Genomic DNA, 11,798 nt, shown 5'->3' on the forward strand with positions numbered 1-11,798 from the left:
CAATGGAAAAATTAATACAAATAACCTCAGGAAGAGGACCTTTGGAATGTCAATGGGTGGTTGCCAAAGTTCTGAAGGTTTTCCTTGAGGAAGCAAAAGATCATAAAATAGATTACGAAATCATCCATCGTGAAAATGGAGATGAAAACCTGACATTGAAATCAGTAACGTTGCTTTTAAAATCAAAAAATTTAAATGACTTTTTAAAAAATTGGTTAGGAAGTATTTGCTGGATTGGAAAAAGTACCTTCCGAAAATTGCATAAAAGAAGCAACTGGTTTATCGGAATTTTTGAACTGGAAGGTTTGGAAAAAATTAATTTTAATGAAAAAGATATTCAGTTTCAGACGACGAGAAGTCAGGGAAATGGCGGACAAAATGTGAATAAAGTAAACACTGCCGTTCGTGCAACTCATATTCCGACCGGGCAAAGTGTTTTCGTGCAGGATTCCCRCTCACAATTGGAAAATAAAAAACTTTCTATCGAAAGACTGAAAGAAAAAGTTTTGGAACAGAATATTATTCAGCTTCAAAAACAAATGCAGGAAACCTGGAACAATCACTTGAATGTACAGCGCGGAAATCCGATTAGAAAATTTTCGGGAACAGATTTTAAAAAGAATTACCAGGAAAAATCTTTCAAAAAAGAAAGAAGCCAGCTGAAAAACGAATTAAAAAAATACAAAAATGACCTTAACTAAAAGTAAATATTATTTCGAAGCTCTGGATAATTATCCTTACAGCTTACCGGATTGTCTGGAAGCATTGAATTATGCGCTGTCTTACGATCCTGAAGATGCAGATTCGCTTTGTCTGATGGGAAGAATCTACAGCGAAATGCTCATCGATTACGAAAAAGCAAAGCTCTATTTTGAAGAGGCGATGCAATGCGATGTGACCAATCTCAATACGCCAAAATATTACATCAAATGTCTTTTGGATAACGAAGATTTGCAGGAAGCCGAAAAGCTGATTGAATATTCATTGAAAATAAAAGGGATTGATAAAGCGACTTTGTGGTTTTACAGAGCACTGCTTTCTGAGAAAAGAGGAAGTTTTAACAATGCCTTGAAATTTCTTGATCAGGCATCAAAATATTGTTTTAACCAATATAGTTTAGATATTGTAAAAGACAGAAAGAAATTTATAAAATCTAAAATGCCAAAGAAAAATAAAAAGAAGAAGGAGACGAAATGAGTCTCATTTTTTTGTAAATTTAATTTATGAAGAACTATTTATTTTTGATTTTATTACTATTGATTTCCTGCAAAAAGAACGAAGCGAGAAAAAAAATAATCCAAAAAGATGAAACTTTAGATTTGAAATATGAAGTATTAAATCAATTAATAGATAAGTTTGAGGCTGAAAATTCTCAGCATAATTATGTTTATAATATATCATTAGAAACCACAGATTTTGATGCTTTATTTTATAATGATAATGAGCCATATCCGCCTCCGTCACCTCTAAAGTTTGGAATTGAGCCAATATATGATGATGCTATTTTCTTAAAAAATGATTCTATATTTTATCAAAAGCAAGCTGAAATATTTCGTAGTTTTAAATTGGATAAAAACAGAATAAATAGAAAATTGCAATATACTAATGCCGATGAATTAGAGAAGTTGAGGAATACAAAAGATAGTTATTTTTGGAAAGAGTTTGGAAAAAAATATAAAAATAAATGTCTCAAAACATTTTGCGTTCCTTTTTTTAATAAGGATAAAACTATCTGTATTGTTCTGGATTCCTCTCTTTGTGATCCTTTAGAAGGAGAGTCTTTTCATATGGCTGTTTATAAAAAAACGCATGGTGTATGGATAGAAATCAGGTCTTATAATTATACAATAGGATAAGAAATGAAGATAGATTTTATAATAAAAAAGCTTCATTTAAAAGAAACATTTTCCATTGCGTACGGAAATTACAATCATCGTGACGCTTTGTTGATAGAGCTGTCTCATCAAAATTATAAAGGATATGGCGAGTGTGTTGCGATTGATTATTATCAAATTAATCTGCAGAGTTTTGTTTTGAAATTAAAAGAAATTCAGTATCAAATAGAGTCTCAGAAAATTATTCATCCTAAAGAATTTTTCAAATTTTTATCAGGCTTAAACCTACATTCGTTTTTACTTTCGGCTTTAGATTGTGCGTATTGGGATTTGTTTGGAAAGCTCGAAAACAAAAGCTTTTTAGAACTAAATAATCTTCCGTCTAAAAATTTAGTTGAAAGCTCAGTCACTATTTCTATCGGAAGTATTGATCAGCAGATTCAAAAAATTGAGAAAAGCAAATGGACTCGATTTAAAGTAAAATGCAAAGGTTTAAATAAAATTGATATTGAAAAACTATTACAATTAAATAAAAACATTGCCTTAGATTCAAACGCAAGTTTTACCGATGAAGATTGTATTTGGCTTCAGGAAAATTGTGAGGTTCAAAATTTCTCTTATCTTGAACAGCCAAGACCGATTGATCATTATAAAATTTTAAAAAAAGAAAGTTTTGCCAATTGGATGGCAGATGAAGACTGTCAGAATATTGAGTCTCTGGAAGAACTGATTCCCTATTACAAAAGCATCAATATCAAACTGATGAAATGTGGCGGTTTGACTCCCGCTTTAGAAATGATTAAAAAAGCAAGCGCATTAAATTATAAAATCATGATCGGCTGCATGACAGAATCTACAGTGGGGATTTCTGCAGGTTGTCTTTTAACCGGTCTTACAGATTTTGCAGATTTAGACGGAGCCAATCTTATATCTAATGATTATGCAACAGGAAATTTTGTAGAAAACGGCAAGATTATTCTATCCGGAAAACCTGGTTTGGGGATTGATTTAATGTGAATTTAATAGGTGAATTGTGAATTGTCAATTCGCTTTGCTTGTCAATTAATTCTGAATATCAAACCAAATAAAACAAAAAAAGACTTTCAAAGAAAGCCTATTTTTTATTTACAGAAATCAGATAATCGTAAACCATTTGATGTTGCTCATCAGTTAATTTTGCTTTTGGAGCCATTCTGCTTAAGGTTTTAATCCACCCTTGATCGTCGTGTTTTGCCGGATCCGGTAATTTGTGACATCTGTTGCATGAATTTTCAAAAACCGTTTTTCCCTGAGTCAAATGTTCAGCTGAGGTAAATTTAGGACCCGTTACGGCTGTACTTTTTGGTCCGCAGGAAACCATAAAAACAGCTCCTGAAATCATACTTAAAGCTAATTTTTTCATGATGATATTTTTGGTTGGTTGAATATTTTATTTTTTTACAGACACCACATAATCGTAAACCCACTGATGTTGTTCGTCAGTCAGTTTTGCTTTTGGCGCCATTGCGTTCAAAATTCCTACCCATTCTACAGAAGTAAATTCTGTCGGCTCGTACAATTTATGGCATCTTTTGCAGGCAGTTTCGTAGATTGTTTTTCCTTGGGCTATTTGTTCGGCTGTGCTTGTTGCTGATTTCGGAGCTTCGGCTACAGGTGTTGATTTCGGAGTACAAGATGCTAATAAGACCAGGATAAATGTTGCTGCTGCAAATAGACTTTTCATATTCTTTTTAATTGTTTAAAACAAAAATAACGAATTTTAAAGGTGATTGATGTTTAGATCTATAATTTAGAAGCATTAAAATTAATAGGCTTTTTCTCGGATTTTGCAGGTTATTTTTATATTTTTGAATAAATAAAACCGAAAGGTTGCATCTTTCCTTTAAAAACAGGAATATTCGGATGAAAATTTCAACAGAAGACTTTATAGAAGGGATAAAATCGGGCAACAAGCGCCTGATTGCAAAAGCCATTACTTTAGTTGAGAGCACAAAACCCGAACATCGAAGTCAGGCTGAAGAACTTTTAAAAAAAATCCTTCCGTTAACCGGAAAATCAATCAGGGTGGGAATTACAGGAGTTCCCGGAGCCGGAAAATCTACTTTTATCGAAAATTTTGGAAGATTAGCAATTTCAAATAATAAAAAAGTTGCGGTTTTAGCTATTGATCCCAGTTCTGCGATTAATAAAGGCAGTATTTTGGGCGATAAAACCAGAATGGAAGAATTGGCAAAAGAAGAAAATGCATTTATTCGTCCTTCACCAAGTTCAGGTTTTTTGGGCGGAGTTGCCAATACTACTTTTGAAACGATGATGATTTGCGAAGCTGCAGGTTATGATTATATTTTAATTGAAACCGTTGGAGTGGGGCAGTCTGAAGTTTTGGTTTCAGATATTACCGATGTATTTTTGTTTCTGAAAATTATTGGCGGCGGCGACGAGCTTCAGGGTATCAAGCGCGGAATTATGGAAATGGTTGATGTTATTTTCATTAATAAAGTCGAAGAAAGCAATCTGCAAAAAGCTAAAAGCACCAAGCTTGAGCTGAAGCGAGCATTAGATTTTCTTCCTGCTAAAGAAAAAGACTGGAAAGTTCCTGTTTTACTTGGTTCTGCTTTGCATAATGAAGGTTTGAAAGAAGTCTATCAAAAAATTGATGATTTTATTTCATTAAAAAAGAATACAAATCGTTTTGATGAAGTGCGAACTCAGCAATCTGAGAAACGCTTTGAATATTGGGTTCAGGAATATATTCTGGAAACAATGAAGAAAAATAATTCTGTAAAAGAAGCTTATATTCAGCATAAAAAAAATGCTTCAGACCGGATTTCAAATCCAAGTACCGAAGCAAAATTATTTGTAGAAAAGTTTTTAAGAGATTCAAGATCCGAGATTTGAGTTCCGAGTTTTAAGATTCTTGAAATATTTAAAACTCGTATCACGAAACCCGAAGCACGACTAAAGTTTTTCCTTTTTCGTTTCTGTATTTTTCGAAATATACCCATTGTAAGAAATAGGCTGTCTGTCGTTACTTCTTATCGATGTTAAAGCAGTTCCGTTTTTAAAAATTTCTATGTTGATATCAGAAACATTTTTCACATCATTTGGCTTAATCTTGTAAACCCAATTGCCTTTCTTACTTTGATTTTTGGTTACCGTATAATCTTTTGAGGTAAACCTGTAGCTGTTATCTGAAGTTCTGTAGCTTGGATTAAATATTCTTCCAAAATATGGAAGGATTACTTCCATTTTTCCTTCTTTTAATTCTATAGTATAGCTTCCATTATCTAATTGTAAAATTCTTGTTGAAGGGTTATTTGGCATAGAGTTTAAAATATTAATTACATCGTAGTTCATAGGATTTGCTTTTTCGGCATGAAACGTAAACTCATCAGAATTAACCAAATTGTTTACTATTTGTGGGTCAGTGTTTTGCGATGCACAATTCTGAAAAAGAAAGATGAAGGCAAAAAGTGAGATTATTTTTATATAAATTTTCATAAGATTAAAATTAGTAAATTTATACATCAAAATGTATGCAAAAACAAATTTCAAGATTTTTTTTTGGAATAGAAATTGTTAAGATTCAGTAATAATAGGCATAATTATGAAAATTACTCATTTATTAGGAATTGGAGCGGCTGCCATTGCAGTTGCAGCGTGTACAACAAACCCGATGACAGGGAGAAAATCTCTGCAGATAGGAACGCTTAATCCTCAGATAACTTCTTCGGCAGTGCAACAATATCAGCAGGCTTTGAAAGAGTCTAAGGTTGTAACAGGAGCCCAGTCTCAAATGGTTAAAAAAGTCGGAAATAAGATAAAAACAGCAGCAGAACAATATTATGCAAGTATCGGCAGAAGTGCAGATCTGTCGGGTTATCAGTGGGAATTTAATCTTCTTCAGGATAATCAGGTAAATGCATGGTGTATGCCGGGTGGAAAAGTTGCTGTTTACACCGGAATTCTTCCGATTACTAAAGATGAAACAGGTCTTGCTGTAGTGATGGGACATGAAGTTTCTCACGCTTTGGCAGGTCATGGCAATGAAAGAATTTCTCAGGCAATGGTCGCACAATATGGTGGTGCTCTTTTAGGAAGCACGATTTCAAATGCGCAATGGTCTAATATTTTTCAGCAGGTTTATCCTGTAGGTTCACAAGTAGCTCTTTTAAAATATGGAAGAACTCAGGAATCTGAAGCAGACGAAATGGGACTAAACCTAATGGCAATTGCAGGATATGATCCACGTCAGGCGATTCCGTTTTGGCAAAGAATGGAGGCTTCATCTTCAGGAGCGCGACAGCCGGAATTTTTATCTACCCACCCAAGTCCGGGAACGAGAGTTGGAGACATTCAGAAAGATTTACCAAAAGCTTTAGAATATTATAAAAAAGCAGGCGGAAAAGTTTAAAATTAAACTTATATTTCATTTAGCTTAGCTAAAATTGATAAATTTTTTTTAAATTTATAAGTCAATATTCACCATAAAAAAAACACTGTTATGAAAAGTATTTCGATTATTGGAATGATACTTCTTGCGGTATCTGCCTTACTTTTTTATCTGACAACAGATTTTACTGTTGAGAGAATTACAATTTCGCATGTGATGGGTGTGATGGCAGGAATTGGAATAGGTTTGATATTTGGCGGAATGGTTGGTTATGTAAGCAAAGGAAGCGCTATAAAAGCTGAAGCCAAGAGACAGGAGTTTAAACAACTACAAAAAGAAAAAGAAGAGCTGGAAAAGCAGGCTATCGAAATTGAACAACGTCAGGCTGAGCTTGAACGACAAAATGAAAATCCTCAAATTTAATTTGAGGATTTTTTATTATAAACAATAAGTTCTGACTAAAATTTGTATCCCAAACCTAGCAAGAATAAACTTGATCTGTTGTCATAATTGATTTCCTGACTTGATCCTGCTACATTGTTGATGAATTTTCTCTGATCTTTAGAAAAAGCACCTTCGTATCTTACAGAAAGAATCAGCTTTTTAATTTCACTTTGTACACCCAATTGGTAACCTACTGTGAACTCTTTGGCATCTACTTTCTGTACGAAATTATCAAAATTATCATTCTTAGCTAAATTGAAACTTCCAACTGGACCTACATAAGCGCTTAAAAAATCTCCCAAGACATTTACCCCAACCAAAACAGGAATGTCTACTCTGCTGTTTTTAGCCTTAATGGTAGTTTGAGCTCCGCTTATATCGTTTTGTACGGTCACTTCGTTGCTGAAATTGGTATAATAAATTTCTGGCATTACGTACAATGCAGTCGGTAAATCTATTTTTAAAGATAGACCAACGTTAAATCCGGTAATATTTTTTCCTTTTTGCTCTACCGTATTGGTTGCTGCAGTTTTAAAGTTTTCCCAAGAAGCTGAGCTTGTCGGGATTGCAACATTCGCTTTTGCTGCCAAAGAAATCTGTGCTGAAGCCAAAACGGAAAATCCTATAAATGCTGCGCTAATTATTTTTTTCATTATCGTCTATTTTTGTAATAGTATTTTCAATTGTTTTATTATTCTCTAAAAGATACTCACGCAATTCTTTGAATAATTCTGATGAATAAACGAAATCGATCAGATTTTTATTGCCTGCGGTAATCAGGATGTCTTTATTGCCCTCCCATTCTTTTATGCCTAATCTCAGATATACAATTTTCTCGCCAATTGTCATTACCGAGTTCATATCATGGGTATTGATGATGGTTGTGGTATTGTATTCTTTTGTAATTTCAAGCAATAAATCATCAATTACATTAGACGTATAGGGATCTAGTCCTGAATTGGGCTCGTCACAAAACAGATATTTCGGGTGGTTTACTATTGCTCTGGCAATTGCCACACGTTTTTGCATACCTCCGGAAATTTCAGAAGGGAATTTTTTATTGGCTTTATCTAAATGTACTCTTCCGATTACCTCAAAAACTCTTCTTTTCTTTTCTCTGAACGTTAAATTGGTAAACATATCAAGCGGAAACATGATGTTTTCTTCAACAGTTAAAGAATCAAATAAGGCGCTACCCTGAAATAATGTTCCGATTTCAGATCTTAGATGCTGTTTTTCTTCGCGGTTCATAACGTTGATATCTTTCCCGTCAAACAGAATTTCTCCGGATGAGGGTTGATAAACGTTAAGCAGACTTTTAAGAAAAACGGTCTTTCCCGATCCACTCTGCCCGATGATCAGGTTTGTTTTACCTTTTTCGAAGGTGGTTGAAATTCCTTTAAGCACTTCAACATCACCAAAACTCTTTTTAAGATTTTTTACCTCAATCATCAGCTTAATATTAATTGTGTTAAAATTAATTCGGAAATAATGATGAATACCATCGTCCAAACCACAGCTTGTGTACTTGCTCTACCCACTTCTAATGAGCCACCTTTTACAAAATATCCAAAATAAGAAGGTACAGTGGCAATTACAAAGGCAAAAACTATGGTCTTTGTAAATGCATAATACACGAAAAGATTTGGCATATACATTTGGATTCCTGCGATGTAATCTGCAGTCGTCCAGTTTCCTGTAAGTATCCCTGCAACATAACCTCCTCCAATACCAAAAACAATACTGATTGCAATAAGAATAGGATTAAAGATAAGACAGGCAATTATTTTAGGTAAAATTAAAAAATTAGGAGAGTTTACTCCCATGATATCTAATGCGTCAATCTGCTCAGAAACCCTCATTGTACCGATAGTTGATGCAATATATGAGCCTACTTTACCTGCCAGAATTAAACTGATAATCGTAGGTGAAAATTCCAATACTAAAACTGCTTTGGTGGCGTATCCTACAAAAGAAGGAGGAATGGGGAACGATGATGCATCGAAATTGTTAAACATCTGAATGGCAACTACCGCTCCTACGAAGATAGACGTGAAAATAACCAACCCGAATGAGTTGACTCCCAAGTCATTGATCTCTCGCATAAACAGCTTCCAGAAAACTCTCATTTTCTGAGGTTTTTGAAGAGATTTACCGATAAGAATCATGTATTCTCCGACGGCTGTAAAAAACTTTTTTAACATTCTGCTAAATTAGGCTATTTTTATTTAATTTGTCTAAGACTGAGGTTAACACTAAGTATGAATTTGACATTGAAATTTAAACTTATTTTCACGGAACCTGATCTCAATTTGCATTTTTATCTCCTTTTATTACTAATAAAATGGTTTTTAAAATAATCACGATATCTAAAACGAAGCTCCAGTTTCTGACGTAAAATGCATCGGCAAGAATTCTCTTGTTCATTTCAATTTCCACATCTCCTGCGTCACCTCGCAAACCATTTACCTGCGCTAAACCCGTGATTCCAGGGTTTGCCAAACTTCTTAAACTGTATCTCCCTATTTTTGGTTTGTAATAATTATCAACAGACAACATGTGAGGTCTTGGTCCTACGATAGACATTTCACCTTTCAGGACATTGATAAACTGCGGCATCTCATCAAGGCTTGTTTTTCTTAAAAACTTTCCTATTCTGGTGATTCTTGCATCATTTACGCTTGTTGTTTTAGATGCAGAATCTTCATTTACAACCATGGTTCTGAATTTAATACAATTAAAAACTTCCTCATGAAAACCATATCGTTTCTGAATGAAAAATACGGGACCTTTAGAGCTTTTTTTAATTAAAATTGCAATAATGGGAAACAGCCACGAACAAATGAGTAGCAAAACCAAGACCGAAAAAATAATGTCGAAGGTTCTTTTAAGCAAAAAATTAGAATAATAATCTAAAGGATATTTTGCCTGGGTTAAAATGGGCTGTGTCTGAATATATCCCAAATCATAAAAGAAAAAATTGTTCTTCGAGATATTAGGAATTAAAGATATGTGTACTTTGTTGGCTTCTGCCAGTCTGAAGAGCTTATTTTCCGTTTCACTGCTGAAAGAATTTTCTGTAGGAATAAATAAGGTATGAATTCCGTTTTTTTTCCAAAAATCTACAAGATTCTCAATATTTAGATCAGATGAATCATAATTAAATATCATGTAGCCAAAATCTTTTCTTTCTTCAATTATTTTCTTTAAAACATCCGTCGAATTATTTTCACCAAGAAACATCACATTCCTGTGGTTAACCCCCATTGATCTGATGTACCTTATCAAAAAATAAACAGTAGATTTTAATAAAAAAATGAAAACAAAAAGATAGAGTGATAGCCAGGTAAGTTCTGAACCAAAAAATTGATTTCCGCTCACTTTCCGAATCAATATCAAGCCAATTATAAATAAAAGAAAATGAACAATGATGCGCTCTACGAAAAGTATATAGGTAAGATTTCGGGAGATGTTATAAATCTTGGTTCTTCCGCTTAATAAAATCCAGAATGATATTACAAGAAGTAAGGGAAAAGAGATTTCGTACCATATTTCCCGATTGTGAAGCAATTCCCGCGAAGTATTCAGGAAATAAATTACAAAAACACCTGCAAGAACCAAAAGGTCAAGCAATATGATAATTGATTTTAGATAACGGGAGTATCGAATTCTTTGCATCTTCTCCTAACGAAACACAAAAGCTAATATAAACAATTTTACGGGATGTTTAAATATTTGTGTGTTTGTACCGATGCCTGCCAACGAGGATTTTCAAGAATAAAATCTGTCATTTTCGGATACATTGCATCACGTTTGCTCCACTCGCTCTGAAGATATAGTCTGCAGTTTTCTGAAACTTTTTCAGCCTGTTCCTGTGCAAATTTAAAATCGTTGTTGTTGAAAATGATTACCTTCAGCTCGTGAGCTTTCTGATAAATTTCCTCTTTCGGAAGTCCTGTTTTCTTTGGTGAAAGCGTGATCCAGTCGATGATTCCGCTCAAAGGATATGCTCCTGAAGTTTCTATGTGAATCGTGCATCCCAATTCTTTTAATTTTCCAGTTAAAATATCAAGATTCCACATTAAAGGTTCGCCGCCGGTTAAAACAATGGTTTTACAATGTTTGGCAGCAGTTTCTGCAATTTCTTCTGCATTCATTAAAGGATGAAGATTCGGATCCCAGCTTTCCTTCACGTCACACCAATGGCAACCCACATCGCAACCACCAAGTCTGATAAAATAGGCTGCTTTTCCTGTATGTGCACCTTCTCCCTGAATAGTGTAAAAATGCTCCATTACCGGGAGCATTTTACCTTCTTTTAATAATGTATCTTCTACTAAATTCATTTTTTAATTAGTCGTTATAGACTGAAGTTTTGTAAGCAATGATGGTGTTTTTCATCAGCATCGCTCTTGTCATGGGTCCAACTCCTCCCGGAACCGGCGTGATCCAGCTTGCTTTTTCTGCACAGCTGTCAAAATCTACGTCACCCGCCAAATAATATCCTTTTGGAGAATCGTTGTCTACTCTTGTGATTCCTACGTCAACAATTACGGCTCCGTCTTTGATCATTTCACCTTTTAAAAAGTGAGGATCACCCAAAGCTGTGATTACGATATCTGCTTTTTTAGTGTATTCTTCAATATCTTTTGTGTAAGAATGCGTTAAGGTAACCGTAGAATTTCCCGGGAAATCTTTTCTTCCCATTAAAATACTCATTGGTCTTCCTACAATTTTACTTCTTCCGATGATCACGCAGTCTTTACCTTTTGTTTCAATATTATATCTTTCCAGTAATGTTAAAATTCCGAAAGGAGTTGCAGGCAGGAAAGTATCCATTTCCAAAGCCATTTTCCCGAAATTTTCAGGGTGGAAACCGTCAACATCTTTTCTCGGATCGATGGCATTGATGATCTTTTCCTGATCAATTTGATCCGGCAAAGGAAGCTGGACGATAAATCCGTCAACTGCTTTGGATTTGTTTAGTTCATCGATTTTTTCCAATAATTCAGATTCAGAAACCGTACTTGGAAATTTAATTAAGCTTGACTGAAAACCAACTTCTTCACAATCTTTTACTTTTGCATTTACATAAGCTTTACTTGCTCCGTTGTTCCCAACAAGAA

General features: G+C 34.3%; 16 protein-coding genes. 7 read left to right on the forward strand and 9 right to left on the reverse strand.

Annotated elements, in window-relative coordinates; all coding sequences use genetic code 11:
* The first annotated feature begins 2 nt into the window (after positions 1–2).
* The 4 genes from prfH to AB4Y90_RS05190 are packed head-to-tail and all read left to right on the forward strand — an operon-like array spanning position 3 to position 2,852.
* A complete protein-coding gene (gene prfH / locus AB4Y90_RS05175; protein WP_441556388.1) occupies positions 3–701 on the forward strand; it encodes a peptide chain release factor H in 699 nt (232 codons plus the stop codon).
* Positions 688–1,197, forward strand: a complete 510-nt coding sequence (locus AB4Y90_RS05180) for a tetratricopeptide repeat protein (protein WP_441556389.1) — start codon at positions 688–690, stop codon at positions 1,195–1,197. The genes prfH and AB4Y90_RS05180 overlap by 14 nt, the downstream gene beginning before the upstream one ends.
* 26 nt (positions 1,198–1,223) lie before the next feature.
* Entirely contained in the window at positions 1,224–1,856 is a 633-nt protein-coding gene (locus tag AB4Y90_RS05185; protein ID WP_441556390.1) for a hypothetical protein, read from the forward strand.
* Between the two features lie 3 nt (positions 1,857–1,859).
* Positions 1,860–2,852, forward strand: coding sequence for an enolase C-terminal domain-like protein (locus AB4Y90_RS05190; RefSeq protein ID WP_441556391.1), 993 nt, complete (start codon positions 1,860–1,862; stop codon positions 2,850–2,852).
* 97 nt (positions 2,853–2,949) lie between these two features.
* Here the strand turns inward: AB4Y90_RS05190 and AB4Y90_RS05195 are convergent, their stop codons facing one another.
* On the reverse strand, positions 2,950–3,237 hold the full coding sequence (locus AB4Y90_RS05195) for a cytochrome C (protein ID WP_441556392.1): 288 nt from the start codon (positions 3,235–3,237) through the stop codon (positions 2,950–2,952).
* A gap of 27 nt (positions 3,238–3,264) precedes the next feature.
* Positions 3,265–3,558 (reverse strand): c-type cytochrome, encoded by a 294-nt coding sequence (locus AB4Y90_RS05200; protein WP_441556393.1) that lies wholly within the window; start codon positions 3,556–3,558, stop codon positions 3,265–3,267.
* A gap of 179 nt (positions 3,559–3,737) precedes the next feature.
* Between AB4Y90_RS05200 and meaB the strand changes: the two genes are divergently transcribed.
* On the forward strand, positions 3,738–4,733 hold the full coding sequence (meaB, locus tag AB4Y90_RS05205; protein WP_441556394.1) for a methylmalonyl Co-A mutase-associated GTPase MeaB: 996 nt from the start codon (positions 3,738–3,740) through the stop codon (positions 4,731–4,733).
* 60 nt (positions 4,734–4,793) lie between these two features.
* On the opposite strand, the gene AB4Y90_RS05210 is transcribed toward meaB, so the two are convergent.
* A complete protein-coding gene (locus tag AB4Y90_RS05210; RefSeq protein ID WP_441556395.1) occupies positions 4,794–5,336 on the reverse strand; it encodes a DUF4251 domain-containing protein in 543 nt (180 codons plus the stop codon).
* A gap of 106 nt (positions 5,337–5,442) precedes the next feature.
* Between AB4Y90_RS05210 and AB4Y90_RS05215 the strand changes: the two genes are divergently transcribed.
* Together AB4Y90_RS05215 and AB4Y90_RS05220 are read left to right on the forward strand one after the other, a co-directional pair.
* Positions 5,443–6,249: a M48 family metallopeptidase gene (locus AB4Y90_RS05215; RefSeq protein WP_441556396.1), complete on the forward strand. Its 807-nt coding sequence runs from the start codon at positions 5,443–5,445 to the stop codon at positions 6,247–6,249.
* A 90-nt stretch (positions 6,250–6,339) separates the two neighbouring features.
* Positions 6,340–6,651: a hypothetical protein gene (locus AB4Y90_RS05220; protein WP_441556397.1), complete on the forward strand. Its 312-nt coding sequence runs from the start codon at positions 6,340–6,342 to the stop codon at positions 6,649–6,651.
* A gap of 35 nt (positions 6,652–6,686) precedes the next feature.
* On the opposite strand, the gene AB4Y90_RS05225 is transcribed toward AB4Y90_RS05220, so the two are convergent.
* The 6 genes from AB4Y90_RS05225 to AB4Y90_RS05250 form a co-directional block, all read right to left on the reverse strand.
* On the reverse strand, positions 6,687–7,325 hold the full coding sequence (locus tag AB4Y90_RS05225; protein ID WP_441556398.1) for an outer membrane beta-barrel protein: 639 nt from the start codon (positions 7,323–7,325) through the stop codon (positions 6,687–6,689).
* Positions 7,309–8,124: an ABC transporter ATP-binding protein gene (locus AB4Y90_RS05230; RefSeq protein WP_441556399.1), complete on the reverse strand. Its 816-nt coding sequence runs from the start codon at positions 8,122–8,124 to the stop codon at positions 7,309–7,311. The genes AB4Y90_RS05225 and AB4Y90_RS05230 overlap by 17 nt, the downstream gene beginning before the upstream one ends.
* Positions 8,124–8,876 (reverse strand): MlaE family ABC transporter permease, encoded by a 753-nt coding sequence (locus tag AB4Y90_RS05235; protein WP_441556400.1) that lies wholly within the window; start codon positions 8,874–8,876, stop codon positions 8,124–8,126. The genes AB4Y90_RS05230 and AB4Y90_RS05235 overlap by 1 nt, the downstream gene beginning before the upstream one ends.
* Positions 8,877–8,979: 103 nt before the next feature.
* Positions 8,980–10,350 carry an exopolysaccharide biosynthesis polyprenyl glycosylphosphotransferase gene (locus AB4Y90_RS05240; protein WP_441556401.1) on the reverse strand — a complete coding sequence of 457 codons (1,371 nt, stop codon included), beginning with the start codon at positions 10,348–10,350 and terminating at the stop codon, positions 8,980–8,982.
* Positions 10,351–10,388: 38 nt separating this feature from the next.
* Positions 10,389–11,018, reverse strand: coding sequence for a 7-carboxy-7-deazaguanine synthase QueE (locus tag AB4Y90_RS05245; protein ID WP_441556402.1), 630 nt, complete (start codon positions 11,016–11,018; stop codon positions 10,389–10,391).
* Between the two features lie 7 nt (positions 11,019–11,025).
* Positions 11,026–11,798 (reverse strand): bifunctional 5,10-methylenetetrahydrofolate dehydrogenase/5,10-methenyltetrahydrofolate cyclohydrolase (locus tag AB4Y90_RS05250; protein ID WP_441556403.1); only part of this gene is annotated, 773 nt, incomplete at its 5' end.

It is taken from the genome of Chryseobacterium sp. 2TAF14, from assembly GCF_052115105.1.
Taxonomy (GTDB): Bacteria; Bacteroidota; Bacteroidia; order Flavobacteriales; family Weeksellaceae; genus Chryseobacterium.